Annotated in this window: 25 protein-coding genes and 2 pseudogenes; 10 read left to right on the forward strand and 17 right to left on the reverse strand. The window is 39.4% G+C overall.

Annotated elements, in window-relative coordinates; all coding sequences use genetic code 11:
• Position 1 precedes the first annotated feature (1 nt).
• Positions 2–454: a hypothetical protein gene (locus ACTJKN_RS22120; RefSeq protein WP_440827874.1), complete on the reverse strand. Its 453-nt coding sequence runs from the start codon at positions 452–454 to the stop codon at positions 2–4.
• Between the two features lie 79 nt (positions 455–533).
• Positions 534–2684, reverse strand: coding sequence for a S9 family peptidase (locus tag ACTJKN_RS22125; protein ID WP_440827875.1), 2151 nt, complete (start codon positions 2682–2684; stop codon positions 534–536).
• A 221-nt stretch (positions 2685–2905) separates the two neighbouring features.
• Here ACTJKN_RS22125 and proB point away from each other — a divergent pair, with 221 nt between their 5' ends.
• Entirely contained in the window at positions 2906–3985 is a 1080-nt protein-coding gene (gene proB / locus ACTJKN_RS22130) for a glutamate 5-kinase (protein ID WP_440827876.1), read from the forward strand.
• Between the two features lie 131 nt (positions 3986–4116).
• Positions 4117–5364, forward strand: coding sequence for a glutamate-5-semialdehyde dehydrogenase (locus tag ACTJKN_RS22135; RefSeq protein ID WP_440827877.1), 1248 nt, complete (start codon positions 4117–4119; stop codon positions 5362–5364).
• 142 nt (positions 5365–5506) lie between these two features.
• Here ACTJKN_RS22135 and ACTJKN_RS22140 read toward each other — a convergent pair whose 3' ends face one another.
• Both ACTJKN_RS22140 and ACTJKN_RS22145 read right to left on the reverse strand, forming a co-directional pair.
• Positions 5507–6889: an MBL fold metallo-hydrolase RNA specificity domain-containing protein gene (locus ACTJKN_RS22140; protein WP_440827878.1), complete on the reverse strand. Its 1383-nt coding sequence runs from the start codon at positions 6887–6889 to the stop codon at positions 5507–5509.
• Between the two features lie 85 nt (positions 6890–6974).
• Complete coding sequence (locus tag ACTJKN_RS22145) at positions 6975–7322, reverse strand: hypothetical protein (RefSeq protein ID WP_440827879.1); 348 nt, start codon at positions 7320–7322, stop codon at positions 6975–6977.
• Between the two features lie 93 nt (positions 7323–7415).
• Here ACTJKN_RS22145 and ACTJKN_RS22150 point away from each other — a divergent pair, with 93 nt between their 5' ends.
• Positions 7416–7667 carry a hypothetical protein gene (locus tag ACTJKN_RS22150; RefSeq protein WP_440827880.1) on the forward strand — a complete coding sequence of 84 codons (252 nt, stop codon included), beginning with the start codon at positions 7416–7418 and terminating at the stop codon, positions 7665–7667.
• Positions 7668–7720: 53 nt separating this feature from the next.
• Here the strand turns inward: ACTJKN_RS22150 and ACTJKN_RS22155 are convergent, their stop codons facing one another.
• From ACTJKN_RS22155 to ACTJKN_RS22180, 6 genes and pseudogenes are all read right to left on the reverse strand, one after another.
• Entirely contained in the window at positions 7721–8401 is a 681-nt protein-coding gene (locus ACTJKN_RS22155; protein WP_440827881.1) for a type 1 glutamine amidotransferase domain-containing protein, read from the reverse strand.
• Positions 8402–8485: 84 nt separating this feature from the next.
• Positions 8486–9055: a Crp/Fnr family transcriptional regulator gene (locus ACTJKN_RS22160; RefSeq protein WP_440827882.1), complete on the reverse strand. Its 570-nt coding sequence runs from the start codon at positions 9053–9055 to the stop codon at positions 8486–8488.
• A gap of 112 nt (positions 9056–9167) precedes the next feature.
• Positions 9168–9542 carry a hypothetical protein gene (locus ACTJKN_RS22165; protein WP_440827883.1) on the reverse strand — a complete coding sequence of 125 codons (375 nt, stop codon included), beginning with the start codon at positions 9540–9542 and terminating at the stop codon, positions 9168–9170.
• Positions 9543–9887: 345 nt separating this feature from the next.
• Positions 9888–10544 (reverse strand): SanA/YdcF family protein, encoded by a 657-nt coding sequence (locus tag ACTJKN_RS22170; protein WP_440827884.1) that lies wholly within the window; start codon positions 10542–10544, stop codon positions 9888–9890.
• A gap of 43 nt (positions 10545–10587) precedes the next feature.
• The gene (locus ACTJKN_RS22175; protein WP_440827885.1) at positions 10588–11190 is read right to left on the reverse strand and encodes an XAC2610-related protein; all 603 of its coding nucleotides are present in this window, start codon (positions 11188–11190) and stop codon (positions 10588–10590) included.
• 119 nt (positions 11191–11309) lie between these two features.
• Positions 11310–11795: pseudogene (locus ACTJKN_RS22180) on the reverse strand (ATP-binding protein); the annotation flags it as partial.
• Between the two features lie 47 nt (positions 11796–11842).
• Here ACTJKN_RS22180 and ACTJKN_RS22185 point away from each other — a divergent pair.
• The 4 genes from ACTJKN_RS22185 to ACTJKN_RS22200 all read left to right on the forward strand — a co-directional run bounded on the left by ACTJKN_RS22185 (position 11843) and on the right by ACTJKN_RS22200 (position 16012).
• Positions 11843–12244, forward strand: a complete 402-nt coding sequence (locus ACTJKN_RS22185; RefSeq protein ID WP_440827886.1) for a helix-turn-helix domain-containing protein — start codon at positions 11843–11845, stop codon at positions 12242–12244.
• Between the two features lie 224 nt (positions 12245–12468).
• Complete coding sequence (locus ACTJKN_RS22190) at positions 12469–13383, forward strand: AraC family transcriptional regulator (protein ID WP_440827887.1); 915 nt, start codon at positions 12469–12471, stop codon at positions 13381–13383.
• 204 nt (positions 13384–13587) lie between these two features.
• Positions 13588–14859: an MFS transporter gene (locus ACTJKN_RS22195; RefSeq protein WP_440827888.1), complete on the forward strand. Its 1272-nt coding sequence runs from the start codon at positions 13588–13590 to the stop codon at positions 14857–14859.
• Between the two features lie 184 nt (positions 14860–15043).
• Entirely contained in the window at positions 15044–16012 is a 969-nt protein-coding gene (locus ACTJKN_RS22200; RefSeq protein WP_440827889.1) for an alpha/beta hydrolase, read from the forward strand.
• A gap of 139 nt (positions 16013–16151) precedes the next feature.
• Here the strand turns inward: ACTJKN_RS22200 and ACTJKN_RS22205 are convergent, their stop codons facing one another.
• The 4 genes from ACTJKN_RS22205 to ACTJKN_RS22220 form a co-directional block, all read right to left on the reverse strand.
• On the reverse strand, positions 16152–16634 hold the full coding sequence (locus ACTJKN_RS22205) for a hypothetical protein (protein ID WP_440827890.1): 483 nt from the start codon (positions 16632–16634) through the stop codon (positions 16152–16154).
• A gap of 89 nt (positions 16635–16723) precedes the next feature.
• Positions 16724–17164, reverse strand: coding sequence for a nuclear transport factor 2 family protein (locus tag ACTJKN_RS22210; protein ID WP_440827891.1), 441 nt, complete (start codon positions 17162–17164; stop codon positions 16724–16726).
• Positions 17161–18183, reverse strand: coding sequence for an amidohydrolase family protein (locus ACTJKN_RS22215; protein ID WP_440827892.1), 1023 nt, complete (start codon positions 18181–18183; stop codon positions 17161–17163). Before ACTJKN_RS22215 ends, ACTJKN_RS22210 begins: the two co-directional genes overlap by 4 nt.
• 32 nt (positions 18184–18215) lie before the next feature.
• Positions 18216–18920 (reverse strand): dienelactone hydrolase family protein, encoded by a 705-nt coding sequence (locus ACTJKN_RS22220; RefSeq protein ID WP_440827893.1) that lies wholly within the window; start codon positions 18918–18920, stop codon positions 18216–18218.
• Between the two features lie 75 nt (positions 18921–18995).
• Here ACTJKN_RS22220 and ACTJKN_RS22225 point away from each other — a divergent pair, with 75 nt between their 5' ends.
• A complete protein-coding gene (locus ACTJKN_RS22225; protein WP_440827894.1) occupies positions 18996–19601 on the forward strand; it encodes a TetR/AcrR family transcriptional regulator in 606 nt (201 codons plus the stop codon).
• Positions 19602–19672: 71 nt separating this feature from the next.
• Here the strand turns inward: ACTJKN_RS22225 and ACTJKN_RS22230 are convergent, their stop codons facing one another.
• Positions 19673–20128 (reverse strand): DinB family protein, encoded by a 456-nt coding sequence (locus ACTJKN_RS22230; protein ID WP_440827895.1) that lies wholly within the window; start codon positions 20126–20128, stop codon positions 19673–19675.
• A 209-nt stretch (positions 20129–20337) separates the two neighbouring features.
• Here ACTJKN_RS22230 and ACTJKN_RS22235 point away from each other — a divergent pair, with 209 nt between their 5' ends.
• Both ACTJKN_RS22235 and ACTJKN_RS22240 read left to right on the forward strand, forming a co-directional pair.
• Entirely contained in the window at positions 20338–21105 is a 768-nt protein-coding gene (locus ACTJKN_RS22235; protein ID WP_440827896.1) for an SDR family oxidoreductase, read from the forward strand.
• 26 nt (positions 21106–21131) lie between these two features.
• The gene (locus ACTJKN_RS22240) at positions 21132–22052 is read left to right on the forward strand and encodes a helix-turn-helix domain-containing protein (RefSeq protein WP_440827897.1); all 921 of its coding nucleotides are present in this window, start codon (positions 21132–21134) and stop codon (positions 22050–22052) included.
• A 297-nt stretch (positions 22053–22349) separates the two neighbouring features.
• Here the strand turns inward: ACTJKN_RS22240 and ACTJKN_RS22245 are convergent.
• Together ACTJKN_RS22245 and ffh are read right to left on the reverse strand one after the other, a co-directional pair.
• A pseudogene (locus tag ACTJKN_RS22245) lies at positions 22350–22823 on the reverse strand (magnesium chelatase domain-containing protein); the annotation flags it as partial.
• A 318-nt stretch (positions 22824–23141) separates the two neighbouring features.
• Positions 23142–24479 (reverse strand): signal recognition particle protein, encoded by a 1338-nt coding sequence (ffh, locus tag ACTJKN_RS22250; RefSeq protein WP_440827898.1) that lies wholly within the window; start codon positions 24477–24479, stop codon positions 23142–23144.
• Between the last annotated feature and the right edge of the window lie 46 nt (positions 24480–24525).

Here is a 24525-nt window from a genome sequence, read left to right on the forward strand (position 1 = left end):
CTTACAAAGCCTCTGTATCTGGGTATTGCAATTGTAAAGCGGAAATCAATTTATTCCTGGTAGGCCTTTTGAGTATCAAAAAAATAAAATTAGCTACACCAAATATTAAAAAGAACGAATTATGTGTCATAAAAAAACCAACAATATTAAAAAGAGCACCTCCTTCCAGCATTGCCGAACTAATGATAAACGCACTTTGATACATGTTAATCTTGGTATCGGCAGAAGCATTTTTGTCAATTTTTGCCATTAAGTTTCTATAAAAAAATATACTCGCCGAGATGGTGATCAATCCCATTATTGGAAATATTGGGTTAAAAGGCGAAGTGGTTTTAGGGTTGGCATCAAAAAACATGATCTCGCGGTTGAGAAATATGGTTACTAGTGCAAAGAGGAAAACCCCAGCGCATAAAGCAAGGTGGATAATTTGGAGTGTTTTTAGTTTAGTATTCATTGTGGATTTAGCTCGATTTAAATTTAAGAAGGATGGTTGTCATTCCCGCGCAGGCGGGAATGACGAATCTATTGAAAAATTATTTCGTTATCCCCTCCAATGAGAATAAAAATGCCCACCTTAGTGAAACATCTTTTAAATAATCGAAACGGCCTGATGCGCCGCCATGGCCAAATTCCATATTGGTTTTAAGCAATAATACATTCTTATCAGTTTTAGTTGCCCTTAGTTTGGCTACCCATTTAGCAGGTTCGAAATACTGCACCTGACTATCGTGCAGGCCTGTAGTAACCAACATGTTAGGATAGGCCTTTTTCTCTACATTTTCATAAGGGGAATAGCTTTTCATATAATCGTAAGCTGCTTTTTGTTTAGGATTTCCCCACTCATCAAACTCATTGGTGGTTAGCGGAATGCTTTCATCCAACATGGTGTTAATTACATCAACAAAAGGAACATCGGCAATAATACCGTTCCATAAATCGGGAGCCATATTAGCCACAGCGCCCATCAATAAACCACCTGCGCTACCTCCATGTGCATATAAATGGCCTTTTGATGTGTATTTCTGATCAACCAGGTACTCGCCCGCGGCAATGAAATCGGTAAAGGTATTTTTCTTTTTCATCAATTTACCGTCTTCATACCATTGGCGTCCCATTTCCTGTCCACCGCGGATGTTGGCAATAGCGAAAACAAAACCACGGTTTAAGAGACTTAATCTTGGCGAAGAGAAGTTTGCATCTGTACTAGATCCGTAGGATCCATAAGCGTAAAGCAGCAATGGTGCATGTCCGTTCTTTTCAAAGCCTTTTTTGTAAACCAAAGCAATTGGGATTTTTGTGCCATCTTTTGCTGTCGCGAAAACTCGTTCCGTTGCATAATCTTTAGGATCGTAACCACCAACAACTTCCTGCTGTTTCATTAGTTTTTTATCCTTTTTCTCGAGGTCGTAATCGTAAACTGAATTTGGCGTGGTTAAAGAGGTATACGAATAACGCAGTGTTTTGCTGTTATATTCTGGATTTGCACCAACGCCGGCAGCGTAAACAGGTTCATCAAACTTGATATAATAATCGCTACCATCCTTCTTCAGTACGCGTAGTTCGGTTAAGCCATTTTTACGTTCTGATAATACCAGATGGTCTTTAAATTCCTCCCCATATTCGAGTAAAACATCTTTACGGTTTGGAATAACCTCTTTCCAGTTTTCTTTTTCTGTTTTATCCAGCGGGCATTGCATCAAACGGAAATTTTTGGCATTCCAGTTGGTTATGATGTAAAACTTATCATCTACCGTTAAAATATCGTATAAAACATCTTTTGAGCGTGGTGAAAATACTTTAAACGCAGCCTCTGGACGATCGGCATCAATCATTCTATATTCGGTAGTTAATGTTCCCTGCGATGCAATGAAAATAAAACGGCCATTTTTCGATTTCATTACACCGATATAGTTGCTGTTGTCTTTTTCATCATAAACTACGGCATCTGTTTTAGCATCGGTGCCAAGCGTGTGTTTTTTAATTTTTTCGCTTAATAGTGTAACAGGGTTTTTAGAAGTATAGAAAAGTGTTTTATTGTCATTTGCCCATGCTACCCCACCTTCGGTATTGGTAATGGCATCCTTTAACATTTCGCCGGTTTCTAAATTTTTAACATTGATGGTGTATTGGCGGCGCGAAACCTGATCTACGCCAAAAGCTAAAAGTTTATTATCGGGACTAACACTAAATCCGGTTGCGCTGTAATAGGCATGGCCTTTTGCCAGTTTATCTACATCTAACAGTATTTCCTCAGCGGCCGTTAAGCTCCCCTTTTTACGGCAATACTTAAAATATTGCTGCCCGTCTTCCGTTCTGGTGTAATAGAAATAGCCATTCCTGAAAACAGGGACAGATTCGTCTTTTTCTTTAATCCTCCCTTTCATTTCTTTAAACAGATCGGCCTGAAATTGATCTGTACTTTTCATCATCGTGTTGAGATAAGTATTTTCGGCTTTTAAATAATCGACAACTTTTGTACTATCAGGACCTTTTTTAAAGTAATCGATCATCCAATAGTAGTTATCTACCACGGTATCGCCATGTATTGTTCTTTTATGTGGAATAATCTCTGCTATAGGGGCCTTGGCATCGGGCCATTTAATTGCTTTCATTTCTTTCTTTTGAGGATTGTTACAAGCTGTAATTGTACTGAGTACAACCAAGCCAGTTAAGATACGTTTCATAGTGGTTTGAATTAGGTCGAATGCAATTTAATAATTTAGTTCAATAGTTCATTGGTCATTTGTTCATTGGTAGCATGGCGGTTAACTGTTTAACCGTTTATTCCACGCCCAACGCCCTAACTAAATTATCATTTCAGCAAAAATCCATTATGCCTATAGATAATCATCTGAATTAGAAAAATTGATGGTAAATTGCCACATCAAATTGCTTGAAAATAATAATGAAATTAGGGTACAAAAAAATAGTTGTTAAAGTTGGTTCGAATGTAATTACACAAGCGAATGGTTTGCCTGATGAAGCAAGGATTAAACACCTTGTAAATCAACTGGCCGATATAAAAAAACTTGGTATTGAGGTTATTTTGGTTTCTTCGGGTGCGGTAGCATCGGGCAGAAGTTTGATCAAGGTATCTGAAAAACAAGACGCCGTAACTACCCGACAACTTTTAGCAGCCATTGGTCAGGTTAAACTGATTAACACCTACGCTAATTTTTTTGCGGCGCATGAAATTCAGTGTGCACAGGTTTTGGTTACTAAAGAAGATTTCCGCGACCGGGCACATTATTTAAACATGAAGAACTGCTTACAGATTTTGCTTCAAAATGAGGTAATCCCTGTGGTGAATGAAAACGATGTAGTTTCGGTTACTGAACTAATGTTTACCGATAATGATGAATTGGCTGGATTAATTGCTTCGATGTTAAATGCCGATGCCTTGATTATCCTGTCGAATGTGAACGGCATCTACAACGGCGATCCGAAAATTGAAGGATCGGCCGTTATTGAGGAAATTAATGGTTCGGTAGCTAACCTGGCTTCTTTTATCCAAACGGGTAAATCGCAATTTGGCCGTGGCGGAATGATCACTAAATCTACCATGGCACAGAAAGTGGCAAAACTGGGCATCACAGTCCATATTGCCAACGGAACGCAAGATGATGTGCTCACTTCTTTGCTAAACAATGAACTGGTGCATACACGCTTCGTTCCCGAAAAAAGTAAATCGGGCAAGAAAAAATGGATTGCCCATTCTGAAACTGCTGCCACGGGCATTGTAAAATTAAACGATGGCGCAAAAACAGTATTGACTTCTGGGAAAGCCACCAGTTTATTGCCCATAGGGATTATCGAAATACAAACTGACTTTTTAAAAGGCGATATTATTAAAATCATAGACGAAAAAAACAATCTCATTGGGCTCGGAATAGCGGAATACGGATCTGATAAAGCCAGAGAACGTATCGGACAGAAGAAACAGAAAGCGCTGGTGCATTACGATTATTTTTACTCGGCTATTTAAAGGTTTACCGCAAAGGACACAAAGAGAAGACGCAAAAGAACGCTGAGGCAGTATGAACCAAACGAAAGGGCATCACTAGCTTTGCGTTCTCTGCGAAAACTTAGCGCGCTTTGCGGTTAATAATTAACAAAATGGATTACAAACAATACTTTGAAAAAGCAAAACAAGCAAGTCGCACCTTGGTTAGCCTTGGTAAAGAAACGACAGATGCTGTTCTAACAGATCTGGCTGAGGCTTTGGTAACCAATATAGCATTAATTCTTGCTGAAAATGTAAAAGATTTAGCAAAAATGCCCATTGAAGATCCAAAATACGACAGGCTGAAGTTAAGCGCTGCGCGCATTGCTGATATTGCAAACGATCTTAAAAATGTTGCAGGCTTAAGCAGTCCGTTGGGTAAAATTCTTTCAGATAAAACGCTGGAAAACCAGCTTCATATACAAAAAGTTAGTGTGCCTTTAGGTGTTGTGGGTGTAATTTACGAGGCCCGACCAAATGTTACTGCTGATGTATTTTCACTCTGTTTTAAAACAGGAAACGTTGCCGTGCTTAAAGGAGGCAGTGATGCTGAATTTTCGAATCTGGCTATTGCAAAGGTGATACATGGGGTTTTGGAGAGGCATAAAATCAATCGCGATGTTTTAACCCTATTGCCAGCCGAAAGAGCCGCAACCGAAGCTTTATTGAATGCAAGAGGTTTTGTAGATGTTTTAATCCCAAGGGGAAGTCAATCGTTAATTAATTACGTTCGCGAAAACAGTAAAATCCCCGTTATTGAAACCGGAGCTGGGATTGTACATACCTATTTTGACGAGACTGGTGATTTGGAGAAAGGCAAAGCAATTATTTTTAATGCAAAAACCAGAAGGGTAAGTGTTTGTAATTCGCTTGACTGTGTACTAATTAATCAAAATCGGCTTGATGATCTGCCTGCGCTTTTATCTCTCTTGGCTGATAGCGATGTTGAACTCTATGCTGATGAAAAAAGTTTTGAGCTATTAAAAGCTTCTTACCCTGAACATTTGTTAAGCCTGGCTAAGCCTGAACATTTTGGTACAGAGTTTTTGTCGTTAAAGCTAGCTGTTAAAGTAGTAGCTGATTTAGCTGAAGCTTTGAACCACATTGCCGATTATAGCTCAAAACATAGCGAAGCCATTATTTCTGAAGATGCCGCTAACATTGCCCAATTTTTAAACGAAGTAGATGCTGCTGCGGTTTATGCCAATGCCTCTACCGGATTTACGGATGGTGCACAGTTTGGTCTAGGTGCCGAAATTGGCATTAGTACGCAAAAACTCCACGCCCGCGGACCAATGGGGCTGGAAGAATTAACCAGTTATAAGTGGGTGGTAAGAGGTGACGGACAAGTAAGGAGCTGATCGGTTTTATTGTCATTCTGAATGCAATGAAGAATCTGCATACGATGGAAAACAGTCATTAGATTTGTTGCCTTCAGTATAAATGTTAGCGCCATGCAACTAAATAAAGATTCTTCGCTGAGCTCAGAATGACAGCATAATATTATAATTCAAAAACCTCTCCTCTTTCAGGTACGGCTACGTTAAAACCATCTTCTTGCAAAGCTAAAGAAAGACTTTGCAGACTTTTATCTTCACCATGAACCAAGAAAACTTTTTTGGGTTGGCCAGTTTGTTTAATTGTTTTCACTAAATCGTTATGATCGCCGTGGCCACTGAGCAGATCGGTTTGGTGTATCGTGGCGTAAACCATCATTTCACGGTCTTTAATGCGGACAATAGGTGCCCCACTTAATAGCTTGTAACCGAGTGTTCCTTTTGCACAGTAGCCAATAAAAAGAATGGTGCAATAATAGTTCTGAATGTTGTAGTACAAGTGATCCTGAATCCGCCCACCTTCTAACATGCCTGCCGATGAAATGATAATACAAGGATCAAAATAATTGGAAACATCTTTACTTTCTTTCATCGTTTGAACGTAAGCAAGATGCTCAAATTCAAACTCATCGCCCATGGTTTGGTAAAAATCTTTCGCTTCCTGATTTACCAGGTTATGGTGTTTGCGGTAAACTTCGGTAGCCTGGATGGCCATGGGGCTATCTACAAAAATCTGAATAGGTGGCAACAGTTTTTTGGTGAAAATCTGGTTTAAGGCAAATACCAACGATTGCGTACGACCAATGCTAAATGCAGGAATAATCAATCGCCCAGGGCTCTTAATGCAGGCTTCGGTAATTTCCTGAACTAATCTTTCCTCTAAGGTTTGATCTTTGGTGTGCACCCTCCCGCCATAGGTTGCTTCACTTACCAGGTAGTCGACCGCTGGCAGCGGCTCAGGGTTAACCAACACCGGGTAGTTCTCTCTGCCAATATCGCCTGTAAAAGCAATTTTCTTCTCTACACCATTATCGTTGATAGTTAAAATAGCTGCAGCAGCACCAAGCAAATGGCCAACCGGCACAAAGGTTAGGCTAATATCGCCGTTGATTTTGAAAGGCTTGTTAAAGGCAATGGTTACAAAACGATCGATTGTATCCATTACATGTTTATGTAGGTACAAAGGTTTTGGTCCGCTAAAATTGCCACGTTTAGTTCTGGGTTTTCGGCCTGCTTTCCTTAAGAAAAGTTCCACAGAATCGAATAATAGTATTGAAGTAAGGTCGGCTGTTGGTGGCGTACAGAGCACCTGACCTTCAAAACCCAATCGAACCAATGTAGGTAAATTGCCAGAGTGATCGATATGGGCGTGAGTTAGAATAACCAGATTGATGCTTGCCGGATCGAAAGGGAATTGTTGGTTTTCTTCCTGGTAGGTTTCCTTCTCATAATCTAATCCACAATCTATCAGTATTTTATAATGCCCAATTTCGAGTAGGTGCATACTTCCCGTTACCTGTTGTGCTGCGCCCCAAAACGTTAACTTCATCTTCTTATCTATCGCGTAAGTTCTTTAGCCGTAAAGTAATATAAATGATGGGATTTTTAAACAATCAAGCGTAATATTTTAATTATCATTCGTTTTGTTGTCTAAATTTTAGTGCCCTCAATATTTCACTTTTTGCCTCTTCCGAAAAATCTTCTAAATCTGATAGTATGATCGTTTTGTCTAATAGCATAGCGATGATCGTATCAAAAAACCACGAATTTCTCATGCCATCGTACCTTCTGGCGATGTGCTTGTCGAAATCTGTTACAGCGGTGAAAATTTTATAATAATCGTCTCTATTATCTTCAGGCTGTTGTGTTTTCCATTGGTTTAAAATTTCGGAGAACACCTGCATCTGTTTTTTTAGTTCCCGTTGTAAAGCTACCTCGAATAACTTTCTGGCAACTTTGTTATCTGCTTTTGAAAAATTCATAAAGTAAATTTATGTCATAAAGATAAGAATGTCATTAGGTAACCGGCTCAACCCGAAGAAAATATTTTTTATCTTTGAAGAAAAAGTATAGTCATGCAAGAACCTTTTGATATAGAAATAGGGCCAATTAATTATTCAGTTTTTCCGGAAGGAAATGATTCGTATACCATTTTTAAAGATGGAAGAGAATATATTCAAATTCAAAAGGATACTTCATCTATCTGGTTAAAAATGGATTATAAAACTGAACTTCCGATTTTTGAAGAAGACGAAGAAGTAAATGCTATTGGACAGGCCATTGAAAAATATGTGCCTGAAGAAGATGAGGGCGAAGACGAGTTATAATAAGAAATCCTCAACAAGGTTTGGCTAAAGCGGGCCTTGTTGAGGATTTAAATTTAAGCAAGGAGCTTTAATAATTCTTCTGCAACTTTTTCTGATGAGGCAGGGTTTTGTCCGGTAATCAATAAGCCATCAGCTATGGCATAGGGATTCCAATCAGCTATCTTGCTGTATTGCCCACCATTTTTTTTCAACATATCCTCTACTAAGAAAGGCACTACGTTTGTTAATTGTACAGCTTCTTCTTCGGTATTGGTAAACCCGGTTACATTTTTTCCATTTACCAGGTATTCACCATTTATCTTTACATCCTTAAGCACTCCCGGAGCATGACATACAAAAGCAACAGGCTTGTTGGCGGTATAAAATTCTGAAATGAGCTGTTGTGAAGTTGCACTTTCTGCTAAATCCCAAAGTGGTCCGTGGCCGCCAGGATAAAAAACGGCATCATAATCATCCATCATTATATCGGCCAATGGAATGGTGTTTTTTAATTTGTCCAAAAGAACAGTGTCTTTGTCCATTCTTTTCGTCGTTTCGGTTTGAAAAGAAGGATCTTCACTTTTAGGGTCAATTGGTGGCTGACCACCTTTTGGTGAGGCCAATACAATATCAATACCTTTGTCGGCTAAGGCATAATATGGCGCTGCCAACTCTTCTGACCAAAAACCTGTTTTTAAACCTGTATTTCCTAATTCGTCGTGGCTTGTAAGCACGAATAAAACTTTCTTATTCATATTTTTATGTTAAGTGTATCACAAAATTAGTGCACTTGAATAGGGCAGCAAAGGACTTCAATCACAAATTTAATGTGCGCAAAATCACACTTTTGTGGAAAGCCTGCTTAAGGTTTCTCTGGAAATGCCCAGGTATGCTGCGATTATTGTTTTAGAAACCCGTTGCATCAATTGCGGATACTGTTGAGCGAGTTGTTCAAAACGCTCTTTCGGGCTTGTGGTCAAAAGTGATAAAATCCTTTGCTGTAACGCTACATAGCCTAAACTGTTTTTTACCCTGAAAAAATGCTCCATTTTATGGCTTTCGCTGCATAGCTGATCTAAACTATCCTTGCTAATGGAGAGTAGTTCTGAGTTTTCTAAGCAGCTGATGTTGGTAATCGATTTAACATGACCATAAAAAGCCCTAAAATCGGAAAGCCACCAGTTTTCCATCGCAAACTGGATAATATACTCTTTGCCATTGGCATCTGTAAATGTAGCCTTTAGCAAACCTTTAACTACAAAATAAATGTGATTAACAAATTCGTCCTCCTGGATCAGGTACTGGTGTTTTTTTAGCGTTTTTGGTTTGAAATGTGCTGCTATATGCTCAAACTCCTGATCGGTAAGGGAAATGATTTCTTCGAGGTGTGTTTTTAATTCAAAACTCATGCTATAAATTTAACTAAATTAAGCATGAAACTCATTTTTTTGATTTTGGAATGAGGTGAGGCAAAAAAAATAAGGCCCGATTACTGATCGGGCCTTCTGTCTTTTAAATGGTTTACCTTGTGCAATTTGCAGTCCAGGTTTGCCCATCTTTCGAAACTAAAATTTTAAGGGTACTGGCATCAATACTAATACCTGTTAAACCTGAGCCAATACTTACATAACTGTTGTCGCCTGTTTTTTCAAACTTTACACCTGTAATATCAGGAATGCCGTTGCCAAAGTAAAAATTATAAGTTTCGCCAACTTTGCTTACTGTTACTTTACCATCGGAACTGTTAATGGTAGTCTCACCGCTACGATAGGAAACGGTTCCTTTGTAAGTACCCACGAAGAAATCCCTATCTGCAGGATCGGTATCCTTTTTACATGATACCATTACGGTTAATGCTATTAAAAGCATGCTGAAAATTTGAACTGTCTTTTTCATCTCTTTCACTTTTTTTTTAAATAGGTAATAAATGTAACATGGCTATGACAATGACTATGCCAAAGGAGTCATTAAAGCCTAAAAAAGGATGAGATAACAAAATAAAAGCTATAAAATAATATGTGTTAAAATGTTGTTTAATAGGTTTTTATGTGTCTACAGAGCCGCGCTTTTCATTCATGCTACCCATAACAGATTTTTTACAGCTACTAGCGTTCACAAATAAATAAGACTGTTCAGTTTAGAAGAACGCTGAGCCCGTTTATTGAAATTGATGTAGCCCGATATTTGAAGAAAGAGAAATTTTTTACCACTCAAAGTAATCAAAAAGCGATATATTTCACGTTATTCTTTGGTATAATTTGAAGGTCCGTTAATGTCTACTGTTTTGCCTAAAAAGTGTGGTTTTCTACCAATTAAAATATCAATTGTAGATTTTACAACGGCAAAATATTCTCTAAAAGAAGCATATTTGTAACCCTGATACGTTCCTTGATCGGCCGCAAAGCCATATGATTTAACACCCAATTTATTTCCGATATTGATACACCGGTTTAAATGATATTTTTGTGAAACCAGAATGGCTGTATCAACCTTAAAAATATATTTAGATCTATATAAGGTAGAGTAGCTATCAAAGCCCGCGTAATCAAGATAGATCTTATTGGTATCAACACCATGTTCATAACAGTAAAGTTTCATTACCGTTAACTCGTCATGCTCATCGCTGCCGTTATCGCCAGATAAGAGGATTTTATCAATTTTATGGTTGTTATAGAGCTTTATGCCAGCATCGAGCCTGTCTTTTAAGTATTTGCTAGGTTTATTATTGTTAATGCCTGCTCCGAAAATAATGGCCACTTTGGTTCCTGGTGTATCTTTTTCGTTTAAAAAAATTACCGGATCAGTTTGAGATTTTACCAATAAATTTATGCCCAACACTACAATAATGCCCAATAAGGAGGCATAGATTAACAACTTTATGATTTTTTTGATATTCATTATTAATGCGTTAATTGTTTATTTTTTGCTCTGTGGTTTTGGGTTATTGTTTTTTTAAGATCGTGGCAATCTTTTTATCCAGATCTAAATTCTCAGTATCATCGAAAGATTCGCCAATTTCATACGGCTTGTATTTCTTATCAAGCCTATACAACTGATAATAATTGGTACCTGTTAAACCATAACTAACAATTACCTTATGCTTTTTATTGTAGCTGGGGTTAACAATTTTGTCGAAGTCCTTTACCTTGGTTAAAGTGTGTTTTTTTGGATTAATGAGGTATAAATTGTAAAACGAATTTCCGCCTCGCGCACCGGTATCTTCGAAAATTAGCAGATCTTTTATTCCATCATTGTTATAATCTTCGTAAGTGATATTGTGTGCGATTTGACGCATGTCAATGTTTTCTTTCCAAAAAATCTTATCGGCTTTTGGCTCACTTTTACCAAAGTAAATGTTGGCGTTGTATATTTCTGCAAATGGTTTTCTTTCAATTATTAAGTGTTGTATAGCCAGTATATAACTTTTATCTGCAAACGGGTAAATATATTGCCATTTACCTTTTGCTTTTTGCTGGTGAAATATTTTTTGGGCAAATGAATAATTGGTAATACTTATAAAGCATAAAAGTAGGATTAGTTTCATGGAGAATGTAAGGAGCCGCGTTAATGTTAGCAATAAATTTTTTAATAGAAAGCATTTGGTGCCCAAAAAATCAAACTTTGTCAAGATAGCAAATAAGTAAATAGGTTCTTCCCAAATGTTTACCCTGCCCAGCCATCCCTATCCAAACTCCTATAATTAATCGATTCGGCCAAATGCTCGAGCTCTACATTTTCACTTCCGGCTAGATCTGCAATGGTTCGGGCCACTTTTAAAATCCTATCGTAAGCACGGGCTGATAAGCCTAACCTTTCCATTGCGGTTTTTAATAAAATAGTGCCTGCTTCGCTGATCTGACATACTTTACGCACCATTTTCGGACTCATTTGGGCGTTGCAGTGCAGCTCTTCCTTATCAAAAAACCGTTTGTCCTGAATTTCCCGGGCTTTAATTACACGTTCCCTAATGCGGTTGCTTCTTTCCGTGTCAGCTGTGGAGGCTAATTCTGTAAAATTAACCGGCGTTACTTCAACATGAAGATCAATCCTGTCTAGAAGCGGTCCGGATATTTTACTCAGGTACTTTTGAACCACGCCTGGTGCGCAAACACAATCTTTCTCCGGATGGTTGTAAAAACCACATGGGCATTCCTGCGTTGCCTTGTTTGCGTTTTGAAAGCCAAACCGGAAAACCAATGCCTATTTCCTATCCTGAAAATCCAATATCGATAGGTGATCATATAAGAAAGAAAAGAATAGAACTAAATCTACTTCAAAAAGACGTGGCAAGGATTTGTGGAGTTAGTGAAGACTGCATTGGAAATTGGGAAAAAAACCGAAGTATTCCTCAAATTCAATTTTTTCCGCATATTATAAACTTCTTGGGCTACATGCCAATTGCATTTGATTTGGATACTCTTTCAGGAAGGTTAAAAACGTACAGACACATTAATGGTCTTGGTCAAAAGCAAATGGGAAAAATTCTAGGAGTTGACGGGGGTACTGTTTGTAGTTGGGAATTGGAGGAGAATCAACCAAATAAGGGGATGTTGGTTAAGCTAAATCCGATTTTGGAAAGAGGAGTTAAACCATTATAATTTGATATTGACCTTGGTTCATGGCTCAGGGGATTCAGATTTATTTTAGATTAATACATATTCTTTGTGTGCTTCAAGATGGTAATTTTTGCTTGGCTTTCAGTTGACATTTATAGGCCCACCTGTGAAGACAAAAAATTCTGTTATTTTAGTCTGATCTTAATCCTGCAATCTCAAATAGGCAAAAAAAACTGCTAAATGTTTTTATTTCATAATTTTGTGAAGTGAACAAAAAAGAGAATATAAGCGATTTTCATAGCCGACATGGATGGGAATACTCTAAAAATGGACAATTCAACGTGTATAACAGAGAAGAATTTTCTTGCGATAGTACATCCCTGCCGCCCAACCGCAGGGATTTCTATAAAATATCTATGATCACAAAAGGTACTGGAATATTAAGCTATGCTGATAAAGTCATCCGGATTGATAAACCTTCCATTACCTTCTTTAATCCTTTGATTCCCTACTCGTGGGAGCCTACTTCGAAAGATCAGGCAGGCTATTTCTGTCTGTTTACTGAGGACTTCATCAACCAAAGCCTTAAAAGTGAGAGCCTTTCACATTCGCCTCTATTTAAGATAGGAGGAGATCATTTGTTTTTTCCTAAAATAGAGAGTATTGAGTTATTAAAAGGTATTTTTGAAAACATGTTCCTTGAGATCCGTTCCGGATACGCGCATAAATATGAATTATTAAGAAGCTACGTGCAGGTCATTATGCATGAGGCAATGAAAATACAACCTGCAGATACATTTTATCAACCAGTCAATTCCGCAGAGCGTATCACAACTATGTTTCTAGAACTGTTAGAACTGCAGTTTCCTATCGATGCCCCTACACAAACTTTGAAACTCAAAACAGCTAAAGAATTTGCTTTGCAGCTCAATGTACATACCAATACGCTGAACAGAGTTTTGAAAGAAAGCACAGGCAAAACTACCACGGAATGGATTGCCAATAGAATTACTAACGAGGCAAAAGCATTATTACAGTTCAGTAATTGGGATATAACAGAAATTGCCTATAGCCTGGGTTTTGAATATTCGGCAAATTTTATCATTTTTTTTAAGAAGCAAACCAATACAACTCCTTTAAAGTACAGGAAAGCTCTCTGTACACCTATTTCCAAACTATAAAGGAAAACATCAATCACCTTCTGCATTTAATTCCTGCTTCCGGTTATAATATCCGCCATACCATCTCATTAGAAATGATGGCTGTCTAACCGTAGACTTCCTGTAAGTATCCGATCTTACACCAAGTTAATAATCATATGTTTGATTAGCATAATTTTAAACTAACCATAAAATGGAGCTTTGCTTCATAAAAATAATGTATTTATGGAAAGTGAAAATCTATGTAAAAAAAATAGTAATGGTGCTCAGGTATCAGCTGTGAACCTTTTTAATAAGGATTATACTCAACCGATCTCTCCAGCGTGGACAGCGGTTTTCTCGCTAACAATGGGCGTCTTTGGATTATTAACAGCAGAGTACCTGCCTGCCAGTCTGCTCACACCGATGGCTACAGAACTAGGGCTTTCAGAAGCGGTAGCAGGTCAGACGGTAACTGTGACCGCAATAGCCGCATTGTTTTCCGGAATGTTGCTACCCGGACTTACACGGTCTTTAGACAAAAGGATCGTATTGCTCAGCTTTTCTGCTTTGATGATCGTCTCTAATCTTTTTGTTGCTTTCTCATCAAGCATCATCGTGCTTTTATTGATGCGTACGTTGCTCGGAATTGCCCTTGGAGGCTTTTGGGCAATGGCAGCAGCAGTAGCTATGCGTCTTGTACCTTTGAAAATGGTGCCACGTGCCTTATCGATAATTTTCAGTGGTATAGCTGTCGGAACCGTGGTCTCTGTCCCTCTCGGCAGCTACCTGGGAGGCTTGTTCGGCTGGCGCAGTGCTTTTTACGCAGCGGCGGCAGTTGGTGTAGTGACGTTAATTTTTCAATGGTATACTTTGCCTAGCCTGCATTCACAGCGGGCAACCAAATCTACAACAGTGCTTAAAGTACTGCTGCGACCGGGTATAATAGTAGGAATGCTGGGCTGCGTGCTGGCACATATAGGCCACTATTCCCTTTTTACTTACGTCCGTCCCTTCTTAGAGGATACAATAAGAATTGGCGCTGATGGAATAGCCATGATATTGCTGGGCTTTGGAGCAGCAAACTTTGCCGGTACGCTTCTGGCAGGACGGCTCATGGAACACAGTCTGCGCTGGACATTAATCATTATGCCAATTTTGGTTGGAGTTGCAGCATTGCTCCTGGTATTGTTACCACCCTCTTTTACTGGACATGCATTGCTGATTGCAGTCTGGGGAATGGCTTTCGGCGGTGTGCCGGTTGCATGGTCAACCTGGGTGTCCACTGCAGTTCCCGATGAGGCAGAAAGTGCCGGAGGAATGGTTGTAGCAGCAGTACAAGGCGCCATTGCAGCGGGAGCAGCCATGGGCGGATTACTATTTAATTATGCCGGTATCTCTGGTGTATTCGTCACAGCGGGCATCTCAATGCTTTTAGCGGGGGTATTTATCGCTTTGTTAGTCAGGGTTAAGGCTATCCGTAAGGAAGCTGGAAGAGCGGTTGTATCTCATCATTGAAACGTGGAGCAAACTATGATGAACTGCTATATTTGGCGCTTAGTTCATCCAGATCCAAGAATTAACACCATTTACTGTTTGTATACCATCTTTTTTCTTTTAATTCCCTTGACCAGTTTGCTTTGAGCCAGAGATCTCGAGAAAGGCAGTTTTTTTTATATTGCACGCACATAAATTTTATGCTATGGAAAACAATAAATCAACTTTTAAAGAAGAAGCCGAAACGCAAAGAAATGTAGCGTCCCTGGCGGTAAATCTGGAAGAAATCACACCTTCATTCCAAACAGTTTTTCCACAGACCCGTTACTTTGAGATAGATTCCAAAATTGCTGGAAACCGTTTCTCTGCGTGGGTCACTGTACCTGCAGGATACGACCAACAAAAGACTGAATCATTTCCGATCGTCTATCAACTAGACGCAAACCTGTACTTTCCCTCAACTGCACCGTTTCATCTTGCTACCCATGGAGATGTTATGTCAACATTACGTCCATTCATTTTGGTTTCTATAGGCTACTCCCAGGAGGAAAGTCACAGATGGGATTGGCTACGTGTCAGGGATTTGGTGCCTTCTGGAGATGTTGTCCCAGAAATATTTTATCAAACTTTGGATGGTACCGTTCAGGCAGGCCTGATATCGCAGGAAGAGAGTGAAGTATATCGGACAATGTTTGCTAAGCCTGCCGGTGATAAGTATCTGAGTTTTTTGGAAAACGAACTTCATCCCCTTTTAACACAAACCTTTCAAATCGATCAAAATGACGTAGGCCTTTGGGGATTCTCTTATGGAGGGCTTTTCACGTCTTACGTAGCGCTTAAGCGTTCCAATCTCTTCAAAAATATCGGAGCTGGAAGCCCGGGTATTGTTGGCAAGGATAGCTATATTTTCAAACTCTATGACGAGGCTATAGCTTCCAAAATGGATTTTTCCGGCAGACGTCTGCATGTGACATTAGGCGCCCGTGAATTATCCTCCCCAGGTCCTTACCAATGGCTTACAGCGCGGGGGACGAGTGAGCTGCTTGCCCAAACCTCATTACAACCGTTGCCAGGTATGCAGGTTTCTAGTGAAATCATTCCATTGGAAACTCACCTAACTGGCGGTGTTCCTGCGTGGTTCAGCTTTCTGCGCGCTTTTTACAGCAAGTCCTAGGCAAGATTGCTATCAATAAGCCAAATGCAAATGACCTATCCCCACAAGACCGGAATTTATAAAGTAGACGTGTCCGATAGTCAGCTACGACTTTAACAACAACAGGTCAGCAACAGCCTGACAAACAACAATATTTAGTTTACCTTTTAATTTCAATCAGTAATACCCATGCATCGTAAACGGACTTGATGAATGATAAAAATATCGCCATTACTGTCCAATAAAGTCCGGGATTACCGAATAGTATAAGAAAGATTCCGCCTATGATATACAATATGGTAGCAAGCTGATCAAACAATAATGTAAAAAGATAAATGCGTTTAAATTCCTTCAATGATTGATAATATATTTTAAAATCCGCCCTGGTTATTAAGATCCAGACGATTAATCCAAGTACGATGGTTTCACAACCAATTAAATAATGACTTTCCTGCGGAACGAGTAAAAGAACCGAAAAAATCAAAATCATTATTAATAATATCAAAGCCACTGAAGCCTTAATTACTAGGAGTGGGAAGGATAATATATGTGTGAGGTTGATAGAAATTCCAACAAATATCAATCCCGTCAAAGTTGCTGCTGCCGCTGCTGTAGCTAAAAAAAAGTCATTCCATTCTTTCATATTGTATCTATCTATCAGTCTAAAACGTGATTTCCAAAAGAAATAGTAACTGCACATGTTTTGTGTGCAGTTACTCTCTGTCGGGCTCACTAAGAATTATTTCCGGTATGGGATATGTCGAGAAATTGGCAATATCGCGCCTGAAATAGCCACCTTCCATCTTGGAATACAAGCCGATCATCATATATTGCCGTGCTTTGATATAATGATCCATCGTGGTTGGCAGCGTTTTCTGATAAAATCCAGCGCGCAGTTGCAATATCTCCCGAGATCGTAACTATACCAGAATGCAGCTTCTGACAAAAAAAACGTTTGCCTGTTGCAAGTTCAAGGAATAGCTTTACGATACTGTCGCGACCTCTGCTTTCTAGATGAAGAGGTTCGGCTAAAGTCCAGGTACCATCTGCTACCCACAATGCTTCAAAACACTGCGCATTTCCCGAAAGACAGCTATCGGCAAAGGAAGCAGTCAGCGCCCGGATTTGATGCTCATTTTCTAAAGCTTTCAGTCGTTCCTCTATACCAGTCATAACTTAGCAGAACCTCCTGTTTCAGTAGCTGTGTTAGGCCAGATCCCACTAACAAGCTGCTCCCAATTTCCATGTGCGATAGCTTCCTTCTCAGCTTCAGAGATTGAGGCTTGTGCTAAAAACGTCTGGGCACCCTTTTCGCCGCAGCTTTGATAAGGCCAATCCTGGGAAAACATCATTCGTTCCACTCCTACTATCTCAATCGTTCGGGAAAAGTAGTGCTGACTGAAGATTCCGCTTGGCGTGTAGTAAACGTTTTGTTTGAAGTAGTCAGCAATGGGGCGTTCCAGTTTGAGGCCCGCATGGTTGAGTTGTGCAATGCGATCCAGATAGAATAGGACTACTTCGCCCCAGTGACCGACAATTACTTGAAGGTTGGGGTAACGGTCAAAGACTCCGGTAAGTACCATACGCAGGAGTTGTATACCAGTCTCGTAATGCCAGCCAATGGCCCCCATGGAAAGCATGATATCGGCAATCTGACCTACACCAGAATAATAAGCATCGCGTACTCCCGATGGAGGGAGCTGGGGATGGATATAAAGCGGTACATGTAGTGCCTCTGCAGCCTCATAGATTGGATTAAAATCACGATGATCCATATTACGCTCATGGACACGTCCATTTAAAAGCGCACCCTTGAGTCCAAGGTCCTGCACAGCACGTTGTAACTCTTTTGCAGCTGCAATTGGTGAGGGAACAGGAAGGGTCGCAAACCCATCGAAGCGATCTGGTCGGTTTGCAATAGCGCCAGTGAGGATATCGTTAAAATCTCTCGCAACTGCTATTGAATCTGCTGGTTTAAAATTCTGAACGCCAGGTGAGGGCAAGGACAACACCTGCACGTCAATGCCGGCATCATTCATTGCCTGAATGCGAATATCATTCAGATCTTCCAATTGTCTGGCATATTGATTACCATTCATCGAGACTGTAAAGTCTTGTATGGTAGCAGTTGCCTCCCAGGCTTTGCGCACCTGGGGAGGTACAAAATGTTCTTCTAAAGCTATTATTTTCATTGTTTTTTTAGATAATTTAGTTTTTGCGTACCTCAACCAATGTGTTGCGCTAAAAATTGAGCAGTGCGTTCGTCAGCTATTCTTGCCGTCTCTTCCGATCTACGTTTGCCCAGAGCACATGCAAATCCATGATGTTGTCCCGGATAGTCGTAAATTGTGATTTGCCCGTTGCCATCGAATGCAGCATGAATCTGGTTTTGAATTTCCTTACCAACGTGCTCATCAAACTCAGGCATATGTAACATGAGTGGGTTTCTGATGGCATCTTTTTCACTCAACATTCGCTCAATTTGTACACCATAATAAGAAACTGCTGCATCGATATCAGTACGGGCTGAAGCAAATGCGGCCATTCGCCCACCAAGACAATATCCGATCAGTCCGATTTTCGCCTTATTGCCTACAATCTCACGGGCTTTGTTGATTGTCGTCTGTACATCATGTACGCCCTTATCTGTATTGAAGCGAATAACTACATCCACAGAACGTTTCATAGTCGAGGTTATGTCCGGGTCTAATTCCATGCCTGGATCGAGACGCCAGAAGAGATCGGGTGCAATAGCCAGATAACCGCTCTGGGCTAAAAGATCGCAGCGCCAGCGAATGTCTGTATCTACCCCGAAAATTTCCTGGATAACGATAATCGCGCCCCGAGGTCTACCATCGGGCTCGGCTACATAGACGTTGAACTTGCCTACGCCATCGTAGGATTGTATCTTTGTTGTAAAACTCATCATTAAATTGTTAAACCGTACCACGTGGTACGGTTTAACAAACGTACTACATAGTGCGGTGAAAAACAAATAAAAAATATGTCAAAAGAATTGCAACAAGAAACCCGTCGTAAAATGATCATCGAGATAGCTGGAAAACACTTCCTTTACTACGGTTATGGTGCTACTACGATGTCTGCAATTGCGTCAGCGTATGGTGGCTCAAAAGAAACCTTATGGCGCTACTTCCCTAATAAAGAAGTTCTTTTTGCAGCATATATCGAGCATGCTACGGGATCTTTTCGCGGAAAGTTAGCACCATATTTAAAATCGGACCAACCTTTAGCGCAATCCCTTAGAGACTTTGCGAAGCACTATATTGATGAAATTTGCTCGACAGAATCGATTGATTTGCATCGACTTGCTGTTGGTGAGAGTGCGCGTTTCCCGGAAGTGGGAAGGTTATTTTATGAACGTGCGCCTAAAGCTACAGAGGAGTTACTTGAAAACTTTTTAGCAACACAAATGAGCAATGGGAAATTACCTTCGGGAGATGCAGGCAGAGCTGCCAGAACACTTATTCAACTCTGTATGATGGCACGATATCCGGTAATTTTTTGTATCGATAAAGCTTCAGGTATTGATTCAACAGAATTGGCCCGCGTTAGCGTCCTGGACTTTATGACCATTTATGGAACATCTTAAAAGTATCTACAATGTAGTGACTCCGATACCGTATAAATACTATCTCATGGATTTGCATCACTTTATCTAACTTAAACAAATTTTCTGATGCCCATCATATATCCCAAATGCATTCCCTCGTGATAATTATTGCATTCGAATGCATCTCGTACCGATTCCAAGTGAAATCCTATTCCTGTTATTCTTTCATTATAGGAAATGAAAATACCTTTTGCAACGTCAAGTTCAGTTTTTTCAACCATTGAAGTTAGAAGTCCTTTTAAACTATTAGCTTCATTTTCAGAAACAGGTGCGGTTGGTTTTGTGCCTGATTTATATTGATCAAATAAGTCATCTGAGATATATCCTTTTAAGTTTGCACCTTTGTATATCAACTTTTGCTGGGTGATAATAATGTGTCCGATGTTCCAAATAAGGTTGTTGTTAAATCCTTTTGGAACTTTGTTAAGTTGCTCTAACGAATATTTGTTAAAAAAATCCATGTACATCTTTCGGCTCGCTTTCCATGCTTTGAGTATATTTTCCATTTAGCAAGTTCAATTTTTTATTTAATATCTTAAACAACATAGTGAAATATTGCTTTTTGATTATTAACACTTTCTGCGTTATTCAGTTTGGAGAGGATAACTTAGATTAGATGTCGATCACTAATCTAACTCAACCATTTAGGTTATGCTGAAATTGCGATCTAGTTACAATATACCGCAATCCAGTTACATCTAAACATTTATTTTCAATGAACTTTGCATATCAAAAACAAATAAAAGATATGAAAAGAGTCCTAATAACAGGCGCTAATAGGGGTATCGGCCTTGAAACAGCGCGCCAAATGTTGAAAAATGGATATTATGTATATTTAGGCAGCAGAAAAATGGCATCTGGTCAGGGAGCTGTTGATAAGCTTAAAGCCGAAGGTTTAACTAATCTGGAGGCCGTGCAGATTGACGTCAGTGATTCTGAATCAATAAAAACTGCGCATGATAAAATAGGCCAGAATATAGATGCGCTGGATGTATTAATCAATAATGCAGGTATAACCGGCCCGTGGCCACAAACTTCGGATGCAGATATTTCAGTCTTCAAAGATGTCTACGCAACCAACTTCTTTGGTACAGTACAGGTTACACAAGTGTTCCTTGATCTATTGAAAGAATCTACAGAACCGCGGATCGTGAATGTTAGTAGCAGTTTGGCTTCAATGAACCTGCACAATAACCCGAACTGGAAATTTTACCAGGCCAAGGGTGCCGTTTATAACTCATCAAAAACAGCACTAAATATGTACACTATTCATTTAGCTTACGACTTGCGTGAAACAAGATTTAAAATTAATTTAGTGGATCCAGGTTTTGTCGCGACTGATATGAATAACTTTACTGGCACTGATTCTGTAATGGTCGCTGCCGCAAGGGTAATTAAAATAGCCATGATGGAGTCAACAGGACCAACAGGGAAGTTTTTCAGTGAAGATATTGATCCAGAAAATGCTTTATGTCCCTGGTGAAAATTAGATTTAATTAAGTTGGCTGAATGGAGCATAAAGGAAAAAACAAATTTCATAAATTCAACTCCTTATCTGAATTACATCGGGTGCTAGGACTACCAAAGCCTTTGCACCCGATGGTAAGCGTTGTCAACAACATGGATAATGAATATGAATCTTATAAAATGGCAACAAGCTTCGTTTTAGATTTTTATAAGATATCATACTTTGCTAATCCCAGTGGGCAGTTTAAATATGGACAGAATTTACACGATTTTGATGAAGGTGGGATGTTTTTCATTTCTCCCGGACAGGTGATTTCAAATTATGAGGATGATGGTGATCATTCTGGTCTCACGCTATTCATCCATCCGGATTTCCTGCTTGGCTATACCTTAGCAAGGAAAATTAAAGAGTATGGTTTTTTTTCATATTCAACGGATGAATTGTTGCACTTATCTGATCCGGAGAAGCAGACAGTCGTTTCACTGTTCAAAATAATTGAGGCAGAGCTAAAATTACCAATTGATGGTTTAAGCCAAGATGTAATTATATCGCAAATTGAATTGCTCCTAACGTACAGCAATCGATTTTACAAGCGTCAATTCATTACGAGGAAATCGATAAATAACAATTTACTGCAAAAGATTGAGGAAATTTTAGAAAACCACTTTAGTGACACAATTGCATTGGATAAGCGAATACCAACAGTACAATCTCTTGCAGAACAACTGAATATTTCACCGAGTTATTTAAGCGATATGCTCCGATCTCTGACCGGACAAAGCACATTACAACATATACAGAACAAACTGATTGAAAAGGGTAAGGAAAAACTTATGAATACTGAGCTTACAATCAGTGAAATCGCGTACGGATTAGGATTTGAACATTCTCAATCCTTTAGCAGGCTATTTAAAACAAAAACTAATCTTTCACCTTTAGAATTCAGGACTTCTTTTAATTGAAATGATGATAATAATTTAAGACTTGTACTTATTGGCAAAGATTTGTGGAGTTAGTGAAGATTGTATTACAAATTGGGAAAAAAACAGGAATACTCCTCAAATTCAATATTATCCTCGTATTAGTAATTTTTTGGGATACTTGCCATTCAATGTTGATTTGACAACTCTTTCAGGGAAGTTAAAAGTACATAGATGTATTAATGGGCTTAGCCAGAAACAACATGGAAAAATTCTCGGCGTTGATGGAGCTACAGTTTGTAGCTGGGAACTGGGGGAAAACAAACCACATAAGGCGATACTTTCTACACCATATGCAATTAAATCGTTTACAATGCCAGCCTCGCGAACATTTTGCCTGGGTAAAATAAATCCTTTAAAGCCGTCTTGCTGTGCTTGTATAGCAATTGGTAAGGCGCCTTTAATAGGTTGAATAGTCCCATCTAAAGAGAGTTCGCCCATGATGAAATAGTCGTCCAGTTCGTCGGCAGGAATTTGCCCTGATGCTGCTAAAATGCCGATGGCTATTGGGAGGTCGTAGGATGAGCCTTCTTTTTTGATATCTGCAGGGGCTAAATTGACTACAATTTTCTGCTTCGGCATACGGAATCCCGAAATATTAATGGCGCTGGCCACACGTTGAAGACTCTCTTTTACCGCATTATCTGGCAGGCCTACCATATAGTATTTTGTACCCGCGCTAATATTCACTTCTATTGTTATGGTTAGTGCATTTACGCCATAAACAGCACTCCCGTATGTTTTTACAAGCATTGATTTTAATTAAAATAAATTCGGATGTAAATTATTCGGGATGAATATTGATTCTAATATACAGATTATTTAAAAAAGATCAAGTTTTAGTATTCATCGGCGAGTCGGTTTTACCAACGCTGTTAAATAAACCTGATTGGACGAATGCCTATTCCTTCTATGGGCAGTAGGGAAAGCAGGGCTGCCACTCCCTATGAAATACTGAGCCCCCATTTCCAAAACCTAAAAACAAAAAATCCAGACCATTACTGATCGGGATTTATATTTTCACTAGGAATAAGATCTTACGCCCTAAACCCTCTACCTTAAACCTCCTAACTATCTGCCAAATGGCATTTTAGGCATACCTTTCATCATTGCTGCTGCGGCTGCCGGGTTAGAAAACTGCTTCATCATTTTACGCATATCTTCAAACTGCTTAATCAGCTTAGTAACTTCTTCTACCTTGCTGCCCGAACCTTTTGCAATACGTAAACGGCGGCTTTGCTGAATAGCATCTGGGTTTTCTTTTTCAAATGGAGTCATTGAATTGATGATGGCTTCTATTGATTTAAACGCATCGTCCTGAATATCTACGTTCTTCATCATTTTGCCTACACCCGGTATCATGCCCATCAAATCTTTCATGTTACCCATTTTCTTGATCTGTTGAATCTGGTTGTAGAAATCGTTGAAATCGAATTTATTCTTGCGGATTTTCTTCTGAAGTTCTGCTGCCTCTTTCTCATCAAACTGCATCTGTGCACGTTCAACAAGTGATACCACATCACCCATGCCCAAAATACGCGATGCCATACGGTCTGGATAGAAAACATCAAGTGCTTCCATTTTCTCTCCGGTACCGATAAATTTAATCGGCTTGTTTACGACCGATTTAATTGAAAGCGCTGCTCCACCGCGGGTATCGCCATCTAATTTGGTTAAAACAACGCCCGTAAAATCAAGTCTGTCATTAAATACTTTGGCTGTATTTACCGCATCCTGACCGGTCATCGAATCCACCACGAATAAAATCTCGTGCGGCTGAGTTTTGGCCTTAACTTCAGATATTTCGTTCATTAAAGATTCGTCGATCGCTAAACGACCTGCAGTATCTATAATGATTACGTTATTTCCATTTTGTTTACCGTGTTCAATACCTTCTAAAGCAATGCCAACAGGATCGTTTGATGCACGGTTAGCGTAAACTGAAACACCAACCGAGGTTCCTAAAACCTCCAACTGATCTACAGCCGCCGGGCGGTACATATCGCCTGCAACCAATAAAGGTTTTTTACCTTTGCCTTTTAAATGCAAAGCCAGTTTACCTGCGAAAGTAGTTTTACCCGCACCGTTTAAACCAGCAATTAAGATAATGGTAGGATTTGCTTTAGTATCTAACTCTGTAACTTCGCCACCCATTAAGGCTGCAAGTTCATCGTTCATTATTTTGGTAAGCAATTGACCCGGAGAAACCGCGGTAAGCACGTTTTGCCCCAAAGCTTTTTGCCTCACATCATCGGTAAATGCTTTTGCTGTTTTATAGTTAACATCGGCATCTAATAATGCTTTACGAATTTCTTTCATGGTTTCTGCCACGTTGATTTCCGTAATGCTGCCTTGTCCTTTTAGTACTTTAAATGCTCTGTCTAGCTTGTCCTGTAAATTATCAAACATCTTTTTTTAAGCTAAAAGCTTCATGCCGAAGGGCAAAAAGCTGGTT

The sequence above is a fragment of the Pedobacter sp. 22163 genome (assembly GCF_052045595.1).
Classification (GTDB): Bacteria; Bacteroidota; Bacteroidia; order Sphingobacteriales; family Sphingobacteriaceae; genus Pedobacter.